This is a genomic window from Stenotrophomonas sp. PA-6-5C (assembly GCF_021605635.1).
In the GTDB taxonomy this organism is placed as follows: Bacteria; Pseudomonadota; Gammaproteobacteria; order Xanthomonadales; family Xanthomonadaceae; genus Stenotrophomonas; species Stenotrophomonas lactitubi.
Genome location: NZ_WKEE01000011.1, coordinates 88,494 through 106,219, shown reverse-complemented (window position 1 = coordinate 106,219; position 17,726 = coordinate 88,494). Strand labels below are relative to the sequence as shown.

The 17,726-nt window shown below is 66.2% G+C and carries 19 protein-coding genes; 11 read left to right on the top strand and 8 right to left on the bottom strand.

Going from position 1 to position 17,726, the window contains the following annotated elements; genetic code table 11:
- Positions 1-2: 2 nt before the first annotated feature.
- Positions 3-1,352 (top strand): metallophosphoesterase family protein, encoded by a 1,350-nt coding sequence (locus GIW57_RS07155; RefSeq protein ID WP_236509715.1) that lies wholly within the window; start codon positions 3-5, stop codon positions 1,350-1,352.
- A 10-nt stretch (positions 1,353-1,362) separates the two neighbouring features.
- Positions 1,363-1,515, top strand: a complete 153-nt coding sequence (locus GIW57_RS07150; RefSeq protein WP_236509698.1) for a hypothetical protein — start codon at positions 1,363-1,365, stop codon at positions 1,513-1,515.
- A gap of 76 nt (positions 1,516-1,591) precedes the next feature.
- On the opposite strand, the gene GIW57_RS07145 is transcribed toward GIW57_RS07150, so the two are convergent.
- Positions 1,592-2,173, bottom strand: coding sequence for a hypothetical protein (locus GIW57_RS07145; RefSeq protein ID WP_236509696.1), 582 nt, complete (start codon positions 2,171-2,173; stop codon positions 1,592-1,594).
- Positions 2,174-2,285: 112 nt separating this feature from the next.
- Between GIW57_RS07145 and GIW57_RS07140 the strand changes: the two genes are divergently transcribed.
- Complete coding sequence (locus GIW57_RS07140; protein WP_236509694.1) at positions 2,286-3,701, top strand: deoxyribodipyrimidine photo-lyase; 1,416 nt, start codon at positions 2,286-2,288, stop codon at positions 3,699-3,701.
- Positions 3,702-3,842: 141 nt separating this feature from the next.
- Positions 3,843-4,538 (top strand): OmpA family protein, encoded by a 696-nt coding sequence (locus tag GIW57_RS07135; protein ID WP_100464910.1) that lies wholly within the window; start codon positions 3,843-3,845, stop codon positions 4,536-4,538.
- A 164-nt stretch (positions 4,539-4,702) separates the two neighbouring features.
- On the opposite strand, the gene GIW57_RS07130 is transcribed toward GIW57_RS07135, so the two are convergent.
- Complete coding sequence (locus GIW57_RS07130; protein WP_025878839.1) at positions 4,703-5,734, bottom strand: LysR family transcriptional regulator; 1,032 nt, start codon at positions 5,732-5,734, stop codon at positions 4,703-4,705.
- A 147-nt stretch (positions 5,735-5,881) separates the two neighbouring features.
- On the opposite strand from GIW57_RS07130, the gene GIW57_RS07125 reads away from it, so the two are divergent.
- The 6 genes from GIW57_RS07125 (at position 5,882) to GIW57_RS07100 (ending at position 13,705) form a co-directional block, all read left to right on the top strand.
- Positions 5,882-6,109 (top strand): hypothetical protein, encoded by a 228-nt coding sequence (locus tag GIW57_RS07125; RefSeq protein ID WP_089240403.1) that lies wholly within the window; start codon positions 5,882-5,884, stop codon positions 6,107-6,109.
- On the top strand, positions 6,106-6,876 hold the full coding sequence (locus GIW57_RS07120) for an SDR family NAD(P)-dependent oxidoreductase (RefSeq protein ID WP_191078093.1): 771 nt from the start codon (positions 6,106-6,108) through the stop codon (positions 6,874-6,876). The genes GIW57_RS07125 and GIW57_RS07120 overlap by 4 nt, the downstream gene beginning before the upstream one ends.
- 91 nt (positions 6,877-6,967) lie before the next feature.
- Positions 6,968-8,191, top strand: coding sequence for an efflux RND transporter periplasmic adaptor subunit (locus GIW57_RS07115; protein ID WP_100464915.1), 1,224 nt, complete (start codon positions 6,968-6,970; stop codon positions 8,189-8,191).
- Between the two features lie 127 nt (positions 8,192-8,318).
- The gene (locus GIW57_RS07110) at positions 8,319-11,489 is read left to right on the top strand and encodes a multidrug efflux RND transporter permease subunit (protein ID WP_100464918.1); all 3,171 of its coding nucleotides are present in this window, start codon (positions 8,319-8,321) and stop codon (positions 11,487-11,489) included.
- A gap of 63 nt (positions 11,490-11,552) precedes the next feature.
- A complete protein-coding gene (locus GIW57_RS07105; protein ID WP_089240412.1) occupies positions 11,553-12,290 on the top strand; it encodes an SDR family oxidoreductase in 738 nt (245 codons plus the stop codon).
- On the top strand, positions 12,284-13,705 hold the full coding sequence (locus GIW57_RS07100; protein ID WP_025878845.1) for an efflux transporter outer membrane subunit: 1,422 nt from the start codon (positions 12,284-12,286) through the stop codon (positions 13,703-13,705). Before GIW57_RS07105 ends, GIW57_RS07100 begins: the two co-directional genes overlap by 7 nt.
- A gap of 43 nt (positions 13,706-13,748) precedes the next feature.
- Here the strand turns inward: GIW57_RS07100 and GIW57_RS07095 are convergent, their stop codons facing one another.
- Positions 13,749-14,126, bottom strand: a complete 378-nt coding sequence (locus GIW57_RS07095) for a VOC family protein (protein ID WP_236509692.1) — start codon at positions 14,124-14,126, stop codon at positions 13,749-13,751.
- A gap of 139 nt (positions 14,127-14,265) precedes the next feature.
- Here GIW57_RS07095 and GIW57_RS07090 point away from each other — a divergent pair, with 139 nt between their 5' ends.
- The gene (locus tag GIW57_RS07090; RefSeq protein WP_089240416.1) at positions 14,266-14,529 is read left to right on the top strand and encodes a hypothetical protein; all 264 of its coding nucleotides are present in this window, start codon (positions 14,266-14,268) and stop codon (positions 14,527-14,529) included.
- An 18-nt stretch (positions 14,530-14,547) separates the two neighbouring features.
- On the opposite strand, the gene GIW57_RS07085 is transcribed toward GIW57_RS07090, so the two are convergent.
- The 5 genes from GIW57_RS07085 to hchA form a co-directional block, all read right to left on the bottom strand.
- Positions 14,548-15,402: an endonuclease/exonuclease/phosphatase family protein gene (locus GIW57_RS07085; protein ID WP_236509690.1), complete on the bottom strand. Its 855-nt coding sequence runs from the start codon at positions 15,400-15,402 to the stop codon at positions 14,548-14,550.
- Between the two features lie 135 nt (positions 15,403-15,537).
- Entirely contained in the window at positions 15,538-15,780 is a 243-nt protein-coding gene (locus tag GIW57_RS07080; protein ID WP_100464926.1) for a hypothetical protein, read from the bottom strand.
- 40 nt (positions 15,781-15,820) lie between these two features.
- Entirely contained in the window at positions 15,821-16,051 is a 231-nt protein-coding gene (locus tag GIW57_RS07075; RefSeq protein ID WP_236509689.1) for a hypothetical protein, read from the bottom strand.
- Between the two features lie 86 nt (positions 16,052-16,137).
- On the bottom strand, positions 16,138-16,842 hold the full coding sequence (locus GIW57_RS07070; RefSeq protein WP_100464929.1) for a PA1136 family autoinducer-binding transcriptional regulator: 705 nt from the start codon (positions 16,840-16,842) through the stop codon (positions 16,138-16,140).
- A gap of 5 nt (positions 16,843-16,847) precedes the next feature.
- Positions 16,848-17,720: a glyoxalase III HchA gene (hchA, locus tag GIW57_RS07065; protein WP_236509687.1), complete on the bottom strand. Its 873-nt coding sequence runs from the start codon at positions 17,718-17,720 to the stop codon at positions 16,848-16,850.
- Between the last annotated feature and the right edge of the window lie 6 nt (positions 17,721-17,726).

The window sequence follows — 17,726 nt, the reverse complement described above, 5'->3', positions numbered from 1 at the left end:
CGATGCGCTTGCTTGCGATCGGCTTGTTGTTGGCATTGCCATCGCTGGCGATGGCGGCGGCCGAGCCCAACACCCAGGTGCCGTCGGGCAGCCGTTACTACGCAGCCGCATCGGTGCCGGACCGCATCGTCGCCTCTCCGTCGGTCGACCCCAGCCACGGTTTCGCGGTGGCCTGGCGCACCGATGGCAGCGTGCAGTCGCCGCTGCTGGAAATCGCACTGGCCGACGATTCGCCGGCCATCGAGGGCATCCGTCAGGTGCGCGCGAAGACCCAGGTGCTGCAGACCGAGAACGGCCTGTCGCATCATCATCGCGCCGATATCGATGGCCTGCAGCCGGACACCCTGTATGTCTACCGCGTACAGGGCAATGGCAGCTGGAGCGCGTGGAACCAGCTGCGCACCCTGGCCGCTGCCGACCAGCCGCTGACCCTGCTGTACTTCGGTGATACGCAGAACAAGAACGTCAGCCACGTCAGCCGCGTGGTGCGGGCCGCACAGAAGGCCGCACCGGATGCGCGGATCAGCCTGTTCGCCGGTGATCTGGTCAGTGGTGGCGACAACATGGACGACAGCGAATGGGGCGAATGGTTCGCCGCCACCAGCTGGCTGGCGCAGGAGACGCTGGTGGCGCCGGCGATCGGCAACCACGAGTATTTCGAGGAATTCGAGGACACCCCGCAGGAGCGCCGCGTACTGGGCCGTCATTGGCCGGTGACCTTCGCCCTGCCGGGCAACGGTGCCAATGCGGCGGCCGGTACCAGCTACTGGTTCGATGCGCAGGGTGTGCGCGTGGCCGTGGTCGACGGCACATCAGCGCTGGATCTGGGAACCGCCAAGGCGCAGGCGCAGTGGCTGGACAAGGTGCTGGCCGGCAACCGGCAGCCATGGACCATCGTGCTGCTGCACCAGCCGTTCTATTCACCGCGCGAAGGCCGCGAAAATGCAGCCCTGCGCAAGGTGCTGCTGCCGGTGGTGCGACGCCACAAGGTAGATCTGGTGCTGCAGGGGCATGACCACACTTACGGCCGTCGCGGTGAAGGGCAGGCGGCAACGCCGCAGTACGTGGTGACCGTGGCAGGGCCGAAGCAGTACCGGCTGTCGGACGAAGCACGAAGGACGATGGAACCTGTGGGCGAAGACACCCAGCTGTTCCAGGTGTTGCGTGTCGATCCGCAGCAGCTGCGTTACGAGGCGCGCACGGTCACCGGACGCCTGTACGACGCCTTCGAGCTGAAGCGAGATGGCAGTGGCAGCAAGCAACGGGTGGAATTGCAGGAAGGGCGGATTGCCCCGCGTGACTGCGCACGTGCGCAGACCGCCAAGGGCCGCACCGACCGCTGCTGGGAGTGAGGACAGACCGATGAGCACGCGCTCGCGCATCGTTCCGATAGCCGCCATTGCCGTTGCCCTGTTGCTGATGGGCAGCGCGGTGGCTGCTGCGGATTCGGTCCTGCACCCGTTCCTGACCGCACTGCTGAAGCAGGCGCCGCTGGAAAGAAAGACGGGCGGGTAATCAGGGAAGGCATGAAGTAGATCCACACCATGCGTGGATTGAACCTTCCCGTACACCATCCACGCATGGCGTGGATCTACTGCATCGCGTCCAGGAACCGTTCCGCTTCGTCCGTGCCGCCCAGCACCGCAGCGACAGCGCGCAGCGCCGCTTCGCGATGTTCGGGACGGATGCCGCCATCATCGTCATCGCTGTACAGATCCTCATCGGCCTCGAGGTAAACGCTGCCGGCCGCCGCCAGTGCGGCCATCAAGGTCGGTACGTCGGCGACGAACTCGTCGGTGTCCCAGTGGCCCGCGCCATGACGGGCGAACAACACGCGGCCATCGTTGATGTCGAGGATGAGGGGATCGGCGCCGCGGTCGGCGATCACCAGCCAGTGCGCCGGCCAGCCGCCGATCGGTTCGCCATCGATGCCGTTCCAGCGGTAGCCGGCCTGATAGGCCCACAGGCGATGCAGCGGCGGCAGCCACACCTCCAGCCCCGGAACGGTGATGCCGCTGGGGCCTTTGGCAGGATTGAACACCTCACCGAACGGGCCGACGCGTGCATAGAACGCTGCCAGAGCGCTGGGCAGCGGGAACGGCCCCTGCCACGCGTCGGCGGATTGCGCTTGCAGGGTGCCGAAGCGGGCAAACGTGGCGCGAAGATCATCCATGACGAGGGCAGGGCGGAGGCGGAAGAGCACGCAGCCTAGCAGAGCCGGTCGCACGCATCGCCTTCACCGTCACTGGCTATCATGGCTGCCCAGCAACAGAGAGGCAGTGCACGTGTCGGTAGCGTTGGTATGGTTCCGTCGGGACCTGCGGTTGCAGGACAATCCGGCGCTGCAGGCAGCGCTGGACGCGGGCCACGATGTGGTGCCGGTCTACATCCACGCCCCGCACGAAGAGGGCGACTGGGCGCCGGGCGCCGCGTCGAACGCGTGGCGCAACCGCTCGCTGGCGGCGCTGGATGCCGACCTGCGTGCACGCGGCTCCTCGCTGGTGCTGCGTGCCGGCGACAGCCTGCCGACCCTGCAGGCGCTGATTGATCAGACCGGCGCCGAGGCGGTGTACTGGAACCGCAAGTACGAACCGGCGACGCAACCGCGCGATGCCGCCGTCAAACGCACGCTGCGCGAGCAGGGCATCGACGCGCAGAGCTGCAACGGCAGCCTGCTGTTCGAGCCCTGGGAAATCGCTACCCAGCAAGGGCAGCCCTACAAGGTATTCACTCCGTACTGGCGCAACGTGCTCAGTCATTGGCGATTGCCTGCCCTGCTGGAAGCACCGCGCTTGTTTACCGCACACACGGTTGAAGGCCTGGCCCTGGACGCGTTGCAGCTGGCGCCGTCATTGCAGTGGGATTCCGGCTTCTGGGAGCACTGGCAGCCGGGCGAGGCCGGCGCGCTTGAGGCGCTGTCCGTATTCGAAGATGGTGCGCTGCGCGGCTATCGCGAGCAGCGCGATCTGCCGGACCGGGTAGGTACTTCGCGACTGTCGCCGCACCTGCATTTCGGCGAAATCGCCCCGTGGCGCATCGCACACGCGCTGGAGGGCCTGCGTAGCGCTGGCACCGATGCCGACATCGACGGCTACCTGCGTCAGCTGGGCTGGCGTGATTTCGCCTACCACCTGCTGCACCATTTCCCGAAAACGCCCACGGACAACCTCAATCCACGCTTCGATCGCTTTCCGTGGGCCAACCCCAGTGCCGCCCAGCTGCAGGACTGGCAGCGCGGCAACACCGGTGTGCCCATCGTCGATGCTGGCCTGCGCGAGCTCTGGCATACCGGCTACATGCACAACCGGGTGCGGATGATCGTCGCCAGCTACCTGTGCAAGCACCTGCGTGCGCATTGGCTGCACGGCGCGCACTGGTTCTGGGACACGCTGGTGGATGCGGACCTGGCCAACAACACGATGGGGTGGCAGTGGGTGGCCGGCACTGGCGCCGATGCGGCTCCCTATTTCCGGGTATTCAATCCCGTTACCCAGGCCGAGAAGTTCGATCCACAAGCGAGTTACATCAGTCGTTGGGTGCCGGAGCTGGCGGCGCTGCCGGTGAAGGCGCGGTTCGCTCCCTGGCAGCATCCGCAGCTGTTGGCCGAACGTGCGCCCGGGTATCCGCGCACGCCGCTGGTGGACCTGGCGGCAGGCCGGGATGCGGCACTGGCCGCCTACCGTCAGTCGGCGGCGGGGTAAAGCGCTGGCTGAGCGGTCCAGACAGCTAGCTGAACACGTCCCTGTCGACCGCTGCGATCATCATGCCGACATCGCGTCCGGCTGTTTATCCTCGTTGCCGCCCGCAAGCCGCCGGCCCGACCGGAAACCAAGGAGAACACCATGATCCGCAATACCACCCGCAACGTCGCACTGGCCCTGATGAGTGCGGCCGTCCTGTCGGCCTGCGCCACCGGCGGCTCCTATGTGCAGAGTGATCCGTACGGCAACCCGACCGAGCAGCAGAACCGCACCGGCCGCAACGCCCTGATCGGTACCGCCATTGGTGTGGCCGCGGGCCTGCTGACCGGCGACAGCGCCACCGAGCGTCGCCAGCACGCGCTGATCGGCGCGGGTATCGGTGCACTCAGCGGCGCCGCCGTGGGTCAGTACCAGGATCGCCAGGAGCGCGCGCTGCGCGAGCGCACCGCCAACACCGGCATCGATGTGCAGCGTCAGGGCGACAACATCACGCTGAACCTGCCGGACGGCATCACCTTCGACTTCGGCAAGTCGGCACTGAAGCCGCAGTTCTACGGCTCGCTCAATGGCGTTGCCGGCACCCTGCGCGACTACAACCAGACCATGATCGAAGTGGTCGGCCACACCGACAGCATCGGCAGCGACGCGGTCAACAACCGCCTCTCCAAGGAGCGCGCTGATTCGGTGGCGCAGTACCTGATCGGCCAGGGCGTGCAGAGCGTGCGCATCGAGACCCTGGGCGCTGGCAAGTCCTATCCGATTGCCGACAACAGCACCGATGCCGGCCGTGCCAAGAACCGCCGCGTCGAGATCCGTGTGATTCCTCTGAAGCAATAACGCGCAGCGTTATTGCTGTTCCGGCGCAGCCGGAACGAAAATGCCGCCCTTGCAGGCGGCATTTTTGTGGGTGCCGGGCTTGCCCGGCACGCCGATAGCGCATGTGGAGAGCCGTGCCGACCAAGGTCGGCATCTACCAGGATGGGCGCGGGTATTGTTGTGGATTACGCCGCCGACGCAGCCACCTTCTCCAGGATCCGCTTGCCGCTGCTCGCCAGCGCCGCCTCTTCCTGTTCCTGCTGCTGCCGCGCCAGCTTCGCACCGGGGCACTGCGCCAGCATGTAGTTGGCGTCGAAGTTGAGCTTCTCGACCAGGAAATCGACGAACGCGCGCACCTTCGGCGAGACCAGGCGGCCGCCGGCGAACACCGCATTGAAATCCACTTCCGGCCCGGTCCAGCCGGCCAGCACGCGGCGCACCATGCCCGACTCGACGAACGGCTTGGCCATCACGTCGCCGGTCAGCAGCAGGCCTTCGCCGCACACCAGCGCGCCATTCAGCGCCGACATGTCGTTGGCCGTCATCAGCGGTGTCACCGGGAAGTCGCGCAGTTCGCCACCGTTCTCGCCCAGTTGCCAGGTAAAGCGTGGCGAATTGCCGGTGTGGTACGGCTTGCGCATGGCCAGGATGCGGTGGAACTGCAGTTCTTCCGGATGCAGCGGCTCGCCGTAGCGCTCGATGTAGGCGGGGCTGGCGAACACCTGCGTGCGCAGGCTGCCAAGCTTGCGCGCCACCAGGTTGGAATCGGGCAGGGCACCCACGCGCAGGGCGAGATCGGCCTCGCCGGCGATCAGGTCCAGCTTCTCGTTGCCCATGTGCATGTCCAGACGGATCTCCGGGTACTGCGCATGGAACTGGCCCAGCAGCGGTGCGATCCAGGTGATGCCGATCGAATAGGGCACGGTGAAGCGCAGCCAGCCGCGTGGGCCCGACTGCAGCTGGCTGACCGCGCTTTCGGCTTCTTCAAGCTCGCGCGCGATGCGCTGGCAATGCTCGTGATAGATCGAGCCGGCCTCGGTGAGGCCGAGGCGGCGCGTGGTCCGGTGCAGCAGGCGCGCACCCAAGCGCGTTTCCAGTTCCTGCACCTTGCGGCTGACCGTGGTCTTGGGCAGGCCGAGCGATTTGGCAGCCGCGATGAAGCTGCCTTGCTCGACCACTTTGACGAAGATCAGCGTCTCGTTGAGATCGTGGGACATGGTCAGGAATCCTGGACGTCGGGGATGGGGCAATCGTGACAGAACGATTGGACCGGGGACGGGATGATTATTCCCCTTAATCAGGACTAATCAAGTAGGGGTTTGAGGTCTATCGTGGCGCCATTCGCTAATTGGAGCCCGTCCGCCATGAGCCTGCGCAACATTCTTGCCCGCTTCCGGATCGCCGGCCAGAACGCCCTGGACCTGGCGATGACCGTCGAATCCCGTCCTAGTTCCTTGGTACACAAGGACTTTCGTGAGTTTACCGCACCCATGCGTCAGCAGCGTGGCGGTGCCTTGCGCCTTGCCTCGCACAAGGGTGACCGACTGCGTCGAATCGGGACTATCCCGGATTTGGGAGGAAATGTCCCGTGAATGGGATTCTGACCCCCGAAGTCCTGGTTCTCGGCGGCACCGGTGCCGTCGGCCAGGGTGTAGTCGGCGCATTGCTGGAGGCCGGCAGCCCCGTGCTGGTGGTCGGCCGCGATCCGCGCCGCCTGGCGGCATTGCATGAGCAGTTTGCCGATGAGCCGGGCCTGCAGACGATGCTGGGCTCGCTGAGTGACGACAGCTCGGCGCGTACGTTGGCCGAACGCGTGGCGCAGCGTCCGCGTCCGCTTGCGGCAGTGATCGCGGCAATGGGTGGTCCGTACAACCGCGGTCGTGTGGTCGAGCGCGGCGGTGACGCACTGGCGGCGGCATTGCAGGCTGACCTGATGCCGCATGTGCACGCGGTGCGTCATCTGTTGCCGCTGCTGCAGGACAACGTGCACGCCCGTCGCTACGTGATGATCGGCAGCCCGGCCGGGCTCAAGCCCTGGGCCGGTTATGGCGAGACATCGATCACCACGGCCGCGCTGCGCATGTACGCGCAGGTGGTGCACCAGGAAGCGCAGGCCGTGGGCGTTCGCGCGCAGATGCTGGAAGTGTGCAGCCCGGTATGCACCCCGGCCAACGCCGCCAACGCCTGCATCGAATGGCCCAGTTCGCTGCTTGTCGGTCGCCGCGTGGTGTCCCTGCTCGACGGTTGCCGCGACAACCGCGCGATCGTCCGTTGCGACAGCAGTGATGCCGAACTGCCGCGCGGCCTGCTGCACCTGGAAATACCGCCGCTGTGGCGCGACACCGCAGGCGTTGCTTGACCTCAGCCTTGGTTGAGGTCGCAGGGTACGCCGCCGAAAGTTGATAGCAATTCTCAAATAGCTGTACCACCCCTCCGTACGGATGCATGCCATGACTTCCCCCAACACCACTCCACATCGTTTCCGTCATCGCCTGGCGATGGCTGGCGTGTCGATCCTCGCTGCCGCCGTTCTGGCTGCCTGCAGCGGTGGCCATGCCGAAGAAGCCGGCGCACCGCCCCCGCCGCAGGTCAGCGCTGCCCCCGTGCTGCTCAAGCAGATCAGCCAGTGGGACGAATTCAGCGGCCGTGTCGAGGCTGTACAGAGCGTCGAACTGCGCCCGCGCGTGTCCGGCTACATCGACAAGGTCAACTACGTTGAAGGCGAAGAAGTGAAGAAGGGCGCTGTCCTGTTCACCATCGATGCCCGCAGCTACCAGGCCGAGTACGACCGCGCCAACGCCGAACTGGCCCGTGCACGCACCCAGGCGGTGCTGGCCCGCAGCGAGTCCGAGCGTGCCAAGCGCCTGGCCGAGCAGCAGGCGATCTCCACCGAAACGGCCGAACAGCGTCGCGCGGCCGCCGACCAGTCCGGTGCGGCAGTGCAGGCGGCGCAGGCCGCGCTGGATGCAGCCCGCCTCAACCTCGAGTTCACCAAGGTGCGTGCGCCGATCGACGGCCGTGCCGGTCGCGCGATGGTCACCGCCGGCAACCTGGTCACCGCCGGCGACAGTGCCAGCGTGCTGACCACGCTGGTCTCGCTGGATACGGTGTTTGTCTATTTCGATGCCGACGAAAGCACCTTCCTGCGGTACGCGCAGATGGCACGCAAGGGCGAGCGCCCGAGCGAGCGCGACAGCGAGCTGCCGGTGAAGGTCGGCCTGTCCGGTGAAGAAGGCTACCCGCACACGGGCAAGGTCGACTTCCTCGACAACCAGGTGACCCGCAGCACCGGCACCATCCGCGTCCGCGCGCTGCTGGACAACGCCGACCGCCAGTTCACCCCGGGCCTGTTCGCCCGCGTGCAGCTGCTCGGCAGTGGCCAGTTCCAGGCCATGCTGATCGACGACAAGGCCGTGCTGACCGACCAGGACCGCAAGTACGTCTACGTGGTCGACAAGGATGGCAAGGCCCAGCGCCGCGACATCCAGCTTGGCCGCACCGCCGAAGGCCTGCGCATCGTCGAGCAGGGTCTGGCCGCCGGTGACAAGGTGATCATCGATGGCGTGCAGAAGGTCTTCATGCCCGGTATGCCGGTGCAGGCGAAGGCGGTGGCGATGCAGCCCACCGCTGCGCCGGCGCCGGGTCGCGATGCAACTGCCGCACTGAACCACTGATCCGCCGTCTCCTGATTCGCGTACCCGCTTAGCTGCCGGTGCCAGCGGCAGCCGTCACTGCCTTCACCAGATTGGTGAGGGGCAGGGCGGCTGTTGCCCGCCGACGGCCTTTTCCAGGAATTCTTCCATGGACTTTTCCCGTTTCTTCATCGACAGGCCGATCTTCGCGGCGGTGCTGTCGATCGTGATCTTCGCCGCCGGCCTGATCTCGATCCCGATGCTGCCCATCGGCGAGTACCCCGAAGTGGTGCCGCCGTCGGTCGTGGTGCGTACCGTGTATCCGGGCGCCAACCCCAAGGTGATCGCCGAAACCGTGGCCACCCCGCTGGAGGAGGCCATCAACGGCGTTGAGGGCATGATCTACCTCAAGTCGGTGGCCGGCTCTGACGGCGTGCTGCAGATGACCATCACCTTCCGCCCGGGCACCGACCCGGACGAAGCGGCGGTGAAGGTGCAGAACCGTGTCGCCCAGGCCCAGGCACGACTGCCCGAGGACGTACGCCGGCAAGGCGTGACCACCCAGAAGCAGTCGCCCACCTTCCTGATGGTGGTGCACCTGACCTCGCCCAACGGCAAGTACGACACCCTGTACCTGCGCAACTACGCCCGCCTGCACGTCAAGGACGCGCTGGCACGTATCCAGGGCGTGGGCGACGCGCAGATCTTCGGTGGTGGTGACTACGCCATGCGCGCTTGGCTGGACCCGGACAAGGTTGCCTCGCGCGGCCTGACCGCCAGCGACGTGGTGCGCGCCATGCGCGAGCAGAACGTGCAGGTCTCGGCCGGCCAGCTCGGCGCCGAGCCGATGCCCAACAGCCAGTTCCTGACCCTGATCAACGCCCAGGGCCGCCTGCGCAGCGAGCAGGAGTTCGGCGACATCGTGCTCAAGAGCGGCGTAGACGGTGAAGTGGTGCGGTTGTCGGACGTGGCCCGGGTTGAACTGGGTGCCGGCGATTACACGCTGCGCTCGCAGCTGGATGGTAAGAACGCGGTAGGTATCGGTATCTTCCAGGCCCCCGGCGCCAACGCGCTGGAGATCCGCGATGCGGTGATGGCCAGCATGGACGAGATGCAGAAGACCATGCCGGCCGACGTGAAGTACGAGGCGGTGTATGACACCACCATCTTCGTGCGCGACTCGATCAAGGCGGTGGTCTCGACCCTGCTGGAAGCCATCGCGCTGGTGGTGCTGGTGGTGATCCTGTTCCTGCAGACCTGGCGTGCCTCGATCATCCCGCTCATCGCGGTGCCGGTGTCGATCGTTGGTACGTTCGGCGCGCTGTACCTGCTGGGCTTCTCGATCAACACGCTGAGCCTGTTCGGCCTGGTGCTGGCGATCGGCATCGTGGTCGATGACGCGATCGTGGTGGTGGAAAACGTTGAACGCAACATCGAAGAAGGCCTGACCCCGCTGGCCGCTGCGCATCAGGCGATGCGCGAAGTGTCCGGGCCGATCATCGCCATCGCGCTGGTGCTGTGTGCGGTGTTCGTGCCGATGGCGTTCCTGTCGGGCGTCACCGGTCAGTTCTACAAGCAGTTCGCGGTCACCATCGCCATTTCCACGGTGATCTCGGCGATCAACTCGCTGACCCTGTCGCCGGCCCTGGCTGCCCGCCTGCTGAAGCCGCATGGCGCGCCGAAGGATGCCCCGACCCGCATCATCGACCGTCTGTTCGGCTGGGTGTTCCGCCCGTTCAACCGCTTCTTCAAGTCCAGCTCGGAAAAGTACGAGCGTGGCGTGTCGAAGATCCTCGGTCGTCGTGGCGCGGTGTTCGTGGTGTACGCGGTGCTGCTGGTCGGTACCGGCTTCATCTTCAAGCTGGTGCCGCCGGGCTTCATTCCGACCCAGGACAAGCTGTACCTGATCGCGGGTGTGAAGCTGCCGGAGGGTTCGTCGATCGCGCGTACCGATGAAATGCTGCGCAAGGTCGCCAAGATCGCCCAGGAAACCGACGGTGTGGCCCACACCATCTCGTTCCCGGGCCTGAATGCCCTGCAGTTCACCAACACCCCCAACACCGGTGTCGCGTTCATTCCGCTCAAGCCGTTCAGCGAGCGCCATGGCCGCACCGCCGCGCAGATCAATGCGGAGATCAACCAGAAGATCGCAGGCCTGCAGGAAGGGTTCGCCTTCGCCATGATGCCGCCGCCGATCCTTGGCCTCGGTAACGGCAACGGCTACCAGATGTTCATCCAGGACCGTGGCAACCTCGGCTATGGCGCGTTGCAGAACGCGGTGCAGTCGATGCAGGGTGCGGTTGCGCAGACCCCGGGCATGGCCTTCCCGATCACCAGCTACCAGGCCAACGTGCCGCAGCTGGATGCCGAGGTGGATCGTGTCAAGGCGAAAGCCCAGGGCGTACAGCTGACCGAGTTGTTCGACACGCTGCAGACCTACCTGGGCTCGGCCTACGTCAACGACTTCAACCAGTTCGGCCGTACCTGGCAGGTGATCGCACAGGCCGATGGCCAGTTCCGTGACAGCGTCGAGGACATCGGCAAGCTGCGGACCCGCAACGATCGTGGCGAGATGGTGCCGATCGGCTCGATGGTCACCGTCAAGGAAACCTACGGTCCGGACCCGGTGCTGCGCTTCAACGGTTACCCGGCCGCTGACCTGGCCGGTGAAGCCGACCCGCGTGTGCTGTCCTCGGCCGAAGCGATGAACAACCTCACCGCCATCGCCGCCAAGGTGCTGCCGGTCGGCATGGCTACCGAATGGACCGACCTGAGCTACCAGCAGGCGACCCAGGGCAAGGCTGCCTTCATCGTGTTCCCGGTGGCGATCATGCTGGCGTTCCTGGTGCTGGCCGCGCTGTACGAAAGCTGGTCGCTGCCGCTGGCGGTGATCCTGATCGTGCCGATGACCCTGCTGTCCGCGCTGTTCGGCGTGTGGATGACCGGCGGCGACAACAACGTGTTCGTGCAGGTCGGCCTGGTGGTGCTGATGGGCCTGGCGTGCAAGAACGCGATCCTGATCGTCGAGTTCGCCAGAGAGCTGGAGATGGGCGGCAAGGGCATCGTCGAAGCGGCACTGGAAGCCTGCCGCCTGCGTCTGCGCCCGATTGTGATGACCTCCATCGCCTTCATCGCCGGCACCGTGCCGCTGGTGCTGTCGCATGGTGCTGGCGCCGAAGTGCGCTCGGTGACCGGTATCACCGTGTTCGCCGGCATGCTGGGCGTGACCCTGTTCGGCCTGTTCCTGACCCCGGTGTTCTACGTGGCACTGCGCAAGTTCGTCACCCGCAACGGTGGTGGCCAGCTGGTGCAGCACGGCGAGCCGACCATCCACCACTGACATGGAAAACAGCGGCGCCGGCAACCACCGGCGCCCGCTTCCCCCTACCAAGGCAATGAATCCATGAACACCCATCAGAACAAGATCGCGCTGGTCACCGGCGCAACCCGCGGCATCGGCCTGGAAACCGTGCGCCAGCTGGCGCAGGCCGGCGTGCATACGCTGCTGGCCGGGCGCAAGCGCGAGACCGCTGTCGAACTGGCACTGAAGCTGCAGGCCGAGGGCCTGCCGGTGGAGGCACTGCAGCTGGACGTCAACGATGGCGCCAGCATCGCCGAGGCGGTCGAGCAGGTGCGCCAGCGCCATGGCCGTCTGGACATCCTGGTCAACAACGCCGGCATCATGATCGAGAACCCGGCACAGCTGCCGTCGGAGCAGTCGCTGGACACCTGGCGTCGCACCTTCGACACCAACGTGTACGCGCTGGTGGCAGTGACCCAGGCCTTCCTGCCGCTGATCAAGCAGGCCAAGTCGGGCCGCATCGTCAACGTCTCCAGCATGCTGGGCTCGCAGACGCTGCATGCCGATCCGACCTCGGGCATCTACGATTTCAAGATCCCGGCCTACAACGCGTCCAAGGCCGCGGTGAACAGCTGGACCCTGGCCCTGGCCCATGAGCTGCGCAGCACGCCGATCAAGGTCAACACCGTGCACCCCGGCTACGTGAAAACCGATATGAACGGTGGCAACGGCGAGATCGAAATCGCCGAGGGCGCACGCTCCAGCGTGCAGATGTCGCTGATCGGCGAGTCTGGCGCCAGCGGCAGCTTCACCTACCTGGGCGAGGTGCTGCCATGGTGATCCGCACCCTGGCGATGGCCGTCTCCAGCCTGGTGCTGGCGGGCTGTGTCAGCGTCGGCCCCAATTACAAAGCACCGGTGCAGGAGCCTGTCGTCCTGCAGGGCGCGCAGCAGCCGGTCTTCAGCACCACCTCGCCGGTGGCCAGCTGGTGGGCGCAGTTCGATGACCCGGTGCTTGAAGAACTGGTCCATGGCGCGCTGTCGGACAACCTGGACCTGCGCGTGGCTGTCGCCCGTGTCAGCCAGGCCCGTGCAGTGTTCGTCGAGAGCCGCTTCGACCAGGCGCCACACGTTACCGCTGGCGGCAGCTACGATCGCCGCAAGCAACCCGATCCGCAGCTGGGTGGGCAGCGGGTGTTCAGTGAAAGCTACCAGCTCGGCTTCGATGCGGGCTGGGAGCTGGATCTGTTCGGCCGCAAGCGCCGTGCTGCAGAGGCCGCGCGTGCCGACCTGGACGCAGAGCAGGCCAACCTCGCCGACGCGCAGGTGCTGATCGCTGCCGAAGTGGCACGCAACTACTTCGAGTTGCGTGGCACCCAGAAGCGCATCGCGGTGGCCCAGCGCACCCTGGTCAACCTGCGCGATACGCAGCGGCTGACCGAGGCTCGCTGGGAACTGGGTGCCGGCAGCGAGCTGGACGTGCAGAGCAGCCGCGCACGGTTGAAGGCCATCGAGGCCGACATCCCGCTGCTGGAAGTGGCCGAGACGCAGTCGCGCAACCGGCTTGCCGTGCTGCTTGGGCAGCGCCCGGAAGTGCTGACCGCCATGCTGGCACCGCACGAAGTGCCGGCGTTTGCCAAGGCATTGCCGCTGGGTGATACCCGCGAACTGCTGCGTCAGCGTGCCGACGTGCGGGTCGCCGAACGTCGCCTGGCTGCCGCCACCGCGCGTGTCGGCGTTGCCACCGCGGATCTGTTCCCGCGGCTGTCGTTGTCCGGTTTCGTCGGCTTCCTCGGTGGCGATGCCAGTGGCCTGGTCAACGGCAACAACAAGGCCTGGTCGCTGACTCCGTCGCTGAGCTGGGCGGCATTCGACTTCGGTACGGTCAAGGCACGCCTGCGTGCCAGCAAGGCCGAGGCCGAGGGCGTAGCCGCGCAGTACGAACAGGCGGTGCTGCTGGCGCTGGAAGACACCGAAAACGCGTTGACCCGCTACTCCAAGCAGCAGGCGCGGCTGGCCATCGTGGTCGAGCAGGCGCAGGCGGCGCGACGTGCCGAATCGCTGGCGCAGATCCGCTACCGCGAGGGCTCGGAAGACTTCCTGACCCTGCTTGACGCGCAGCGCACGCAGCTGGTGGCCGATGATGCACTGGCGGCCGCCGAATCGGAGGTCAACGTCAGCGTGGTGGGCGTGTACAAGGCACTGGGTGGCTGGGGACAGTCACCGCAGGCGCCGAGCGTGGCCCAGGCGCGCTGATCGACAGGGGACGGGAGCATCTGCTTCCGTCCCCTTCTTTCCGCTAGGGCCAGACGTTGGCCGGCACATCGTGGTCGCGCATGCGCACGATGCAGAAACGATGACCGGTGGGCGCTTCCATCACCCACCAGCGTTTGACGAAACCGACCCGGCGCGCACCGAGTTTTTCCAGCCTTTCGGCTTCGGCGTCGATGTCATCGCTCTCGATATCCAGATGCACCCGTGACGGGTGATCGACCCGCTGCACCTCTACGTTCAAGCCTGCCGGCGCACCTGTCAGGTCGGCGTACTCTGCGTCGCCTTCGGCACGGGCGGGCTCGGCCTGCAGGCCGAGCGCTGCGGCCCAGAAGCGGGCGCTGTCTGCGGCAGGCGTGTCCTGGCAATCGATGATGAATCCGGCCAGTCGGCTGCGGTGGGTCATGTGCCGTCTCCGCTCAATGAGGGTGCCGGCAGGGTAGCGCGTGCGCGGCCGCGCGCGTTCTCGCCGCCATGACGTTTCTGACTCTGCCGGAACTGCGGCCCACCGTGTAACTAGTGGGAAAGCCAAGGGAGGACGGGACATGAGCGAACAGAAGCAATCGGCCCAACGGACGCTGCTGGGCGATCCCGGCCTGCCGGGGGCCGGCCTGTCGGTGGCCGTGGTGATGCTGCTGGTGTTGGCGGCGATGGCTGCGGTGATCGGCTTCCTGCGCCTGCCCGATTCAATGCTGGGTATTGGCCTTGTCGGCATTGCGGTGTTCCTGGCCGTCGGTGCACGCATCTGCCAAGCGCGCGACCAGCACCAGGCGCTGTACCGCCTGCTGGGTAAGCGACCCCCGCCGTAGCGAGGGTCGCTGCAGTGCTCAGTGCTTCGGCCAGTCCAGTTCAACGACCAGCGGGAAGTGGTCGGAGGGCAGCACGCCATTGATGCGGCGGTCATCGGTGAGGAAGCTGCGCGCGTGGAAGCCGCGTACCAGCACCCAGTCCAGCTGCGAAGTCGCCGTGCCGGTGAAGTCGTGGAAGGTCAGGCGCGGACCCTGCGGCGACGTGACTTGGCGACGGGTGTCCTGCAGCACCCGGGTGAAGGCCTGGTAGGTGCCGCCGCCCGGTTCGCTGTTGAAATCGCCTGTCAGCACCACCGGCAGATCGGAAGGCAGCGCGGCCACGCGCGTGGCGATCAGTTCGGCGCCCTTGATCCGCCGCGGTTCGTCCTCGTCGCGGTAGGGCAGGTGGGTGTTCATGAAGTAGAAGCGGTGGCCGTCATCCAGGCGACGGAACACTGCCCAGGTGACCATGCGCGGGAACAGGTTGCCCCAGCTGATGCTGCCTGCGACCTCGGGGGTATCGGACAGCCAGAAGTTGCCGGATTCTTCCACCGCCAGCACCTTGCTGTCGTAGAACACGCCCATGTGTTCGTCGCCACTGCCACCGCGCCGGCCTTCGCCGAACCAGCGATAGTCGGGCAGGTGCTCGGCCAGGTAGTTGGCCTGCTCCAGCACCAGTTCCTGGGTGCCGATCACGGCCGGGTGCGCCTGCTGGATCACCTTGACCATCGCTTCGCGGCGATCTTGCCAGCGCTTGCCAGGGTCGGTGTCGGCAGGGGTGCGTACGTTGAAGGACATCACCTTCAACGGCGCGGGCGAGGCTGCCCAGGTAACGGCGGGCAGTGCAAAAGCCAGGAGTGCGCAGAGCGCGGACGTGCGGAAGCGAGACAACATCGTGGAATCCCTCCATTCCATGAAAGCGGTTTCATGGAGGATGCCACGGAAGGCAAGGGCAGCGGTATGCCGGGACAGGCGGCTGCAAGGGCCGGGCGGACGGCGTGCGACCGCCCGGCGGATGCCGCTGGGCGATCAGGGGTCGTACATCATCCCGTTCTCGTCGCGGTTGTAGTGGTCGCTGGCCACGCGGGTGCCATCGTCATAGACCACGTACAGCGTGCAACGCTGGTGGATGCCGAAGCCGGCACGGAAGGGTACGCACTCTTCCTGCAGGCCGACCTCTTCGGCGGCAGTTGCCGGCGCTGAAGGCAACAGCGCGGCAAGTGCCACGACTGCAGCGAAGGAAAAAGCGGTCATTCGATTGTGCAACGTCATTGATCACACTCCTTGTAGTCGTAGTCGGTGTCAATCCAGATCAGTCCGCCGGGAGGTACCACTGACCGTTCTGGTCAATCCAGTACACCCAGGTATAGGGATTTCCGTTTTCGTCGACGTCGTGGATTTCGCAACGCTGGTGATAGTGGGGGCCCATTTTCACTGGTACGCAGATGGCGCCGCCCGAGGGGTCTGCGTGAGCGTCCCCCATCGTCGCCATGCTGCCCACGACCAACATCAATGCGGCCATCGAGGCCAGTTGCAGTTTCATCAGCATCATCCTTGCTTCTGCAATCGCGCACATGCGCCTGGCCTGTTTAGCATGCGACCGCAGCAGCCGGAAGTGTCGCGCCTCGTTCAGTCCCCGATCTCGCCGCGCCGGCCGGCGGCCCGCACTGCCTGTGCGGTGGTCGCCACGCCGAGCCGCTGGCGTGCTCTGCGCAGGTGGTTTTCCACGGTGCGCGCGGACAGACCAAGGGTGGCGGCGATATCAGCCTGGCGACGACCAGCGGCAACCCAACGCAGGACCTCACGCTCGCGGGCGCTGAGTGCGCCGGCAGGCACAACCGCTGGGGCGACAGAGAGCCGATGCGCCGCACGGAAGGCGGCGGTGCCGATCAGCTCCAGCAGCAACCGTGTCGATGGGGATGCGTCGATCGTGCGCCCGCCCCAGCTGACCGCCCCTTCCAACCCCGTCGCACCGAACACGGGCACCTGCAGGCCGTGCAGCCCTTCGCCGCGCGGTTGCCGCACGACCTGGTAGCGTTCGCCGCGTACGCCCTGCTGCTTGCTCCAGAAGAACGGCGCATCGCTGTCCAGCACATGGCGATTGACCGGGCACGCATGCAGGTAATGCGCCACGTCAGTACTGGGGCCCTCACCGAACCAATCGCCATCGATCCAGTACAGACGCTGCGCGCCGCGCTCCAGATCCGTTCCGGTGGCGAACATCAGCGTCCGGTCATAGCCCAGCGGCGCGCCGATGCCGCGCAGCAACGCGCCGATGGCTGCAAGCGAACGTGCACGCTCCAGCACAAGCAATGACTGCACGGCGCTGTCCATGTCGGTCAGCGCGTGGCCAGCGCATCCAGCAGGGTGCGTGCGGCCAGCTTGCCCAACGCATTGCCGGCCAACGGGCTGTCGCCGGTCAGCAGCAGGCGGTCCTGCATCACGCTGCCATCGATGCCCTCGTTGACGATCTGCACGCCCTGCTGCGCCAGACGCTCACCGAAGAACCACGGCAGCTGGCCAGGCATGTAGCCGATATCCGGTGTCTGTCGGTCCATCGCATCGGGGAACGCGCAGATCCGATGGCCGCGGAACAAAGAACCGCCATCGGCTTCATCCACGCCGGCCGCCAGCAACGCAGCAGGGCCGTGGCAGAGGGTGATGATGTGGCGCTGATTGTCCATCGCCCACTGCAGGGTGGCTTTCACTGCACGGCTTTCCGGCAGGCCGATCAATGCACCGTGACCACCGGGAATGAACACCGCGGCATAGTCCGAACCGGCATCGAGTGCGCCCGCCACGTCGTCCAGGTGCAGGGGCTGGCGGAAGCGGGGCTCGTAGCGCTCGTACAGGCTACCGATCTCGCGGTCCTCGCGTGGGAACGCCCACCATTCAAACTTCACCGGATTGCCGGACAACGTGGCCACATCGATCCCGAAGCCGGCCTTGTCCAGGTGGTACATCGGCAGCAGTGTCTCGACCGGATGGTTGCCGGTGGAGAACAGGTGGCCGTTGGCGGTCGGCAGATAACGCTCGTCGGCGGCGATCATCAGCACCTTCCAGCGTCCGTCACGGCGGGCATCGGGATAGTCCGCAGCGGACAGATCGGTGGTTGCCGAAGTGAACTGGGACAGCGAGTACGGCGACGGGAAAAACGCATCGCGCTCGGCCGGATCGGGGCTGGGCTGACGGCTGGGCTCTGACGTGTTCATGTGGAC

Bases quoted from the DNA above. Each gene is read 5' to 3' on its own strand.
- GIW57_RS07155 (WP_236509715.1), top strand. From the start codon at position 3: ATGCGCTTGCTTGCGATCGGCTTGTTGTTGGCATTGCCATCGCTGGCG.
- GIW57_RS07150 (WP_236509698.1), top strand. From the start codon at position 1,363: ATGAGCACGCGCTCGCGCATCGTTCCGATAGCCGCCATTGCCGTTGCC.
- GIW57_RS07145 (WP_236509696.1), bottom strand. From the start codon at position 2,173: ATGGATGATCTTCGCGCCACGTTTGCCCGCTTCGGCACCCTGCAAGCG.
- GIW57_RS07135 (WP_100464910.1), top strand. From the start codon at position 3,843: ATGATCCGCAATACCACCCGCAACGTCGCACTGGCCCTGATGAGTGCG.
- GIW57_RS07130 (WP_025878839.1), bottom strand. From the start codon at position 5,734: ATGTCCCACGATCTCAACGAGACGCTGATCTTCGTCAAAGTGGTCGAG.
- GIW57_RS07125 (WP_089240403.1), top strand. From the start codon at position 5,882: ATGAGCCTGCGCAACATTCTTGCCCGCTTCCGGATCGCCGGCCAGAAC.
- GIW57_RS07115 (WP_100464915.1), top strand. From the start codon at position 6,968: ATGACTTCCCCCAACACCACTCCACATCGTTTCCGTCATCGCCTGGCG.
- GIW57_RS07110 (WP_100464918.1), top strand. From the start codon at position 8,319: ATGGACTTTTCCCGTTTCTTCATCGACAGGCCGATCTTCGCGGCGGTG.
- GIW57_RS07105 (WP_089240412.1), top strand. From the start codon at position 11,553: ATGAACACCCATCAGAACAAGATCGCGCTGGTCACCGGCGCAACCCGC.
- GIW57_RS07100 (WP_025878845.1), top strand. From the start codon at position 12,284: ATGGTGATCCGCACCCTGGCGATGGCCGTCTCCAGCCTGGTGCTGGCG.
- GIW57_RS07095 (WP_236509692.1), bottom strand. From the start codon at position 14,126: ATGACCCACCGCAGCCGACTGGCCGGATTCATCATCGATTGCCAGGAC.
- GIW57_RS07090 (WP_089240416.1), top strand. From the start codon at position 14,266: ATGAGCGAACAGAAGCAATCGGCCCAACGGACGCTGCTGGGCGATCCC.
- GIW57_RS07085 (WP_236509690.1), bottom strand. From the start codon at position 15,402: ATGTTGTCTCGCTTCCGCACGTCCGCGCTCTGCGCACTCCTGGCTTTT.
- GIW57_RS07080 (WP_100464926.1), bottom strand. From the start codon at position 15,780: ATGACGTTGCACAATCGAATGACCGCTTTTTCCTTCGCTGCAGTCGTG.
- GIW57_RS07075 (WP_236509689.1), bottom strand. From the start codon at position 16,051: ATGAAACTGCAACTGGCCTCGATGGCCGCATTGATGTTGGTCGTGGGC.
- GIW57_RS07070 (WP_100464929.1), bottom strand. From the start codon at position 16,842: ATGGACAGCGCCGTGCAGTCATTGCTTGTGCTGGAGCGTGCACGTTCG.
- hchA (WP_236509687.1), bottom strand. From the start codon at position 17,720: ATGAACACGTCAGAGCCCAGCCGTCAGCCCAGCCCCGATCCGGCCGAG.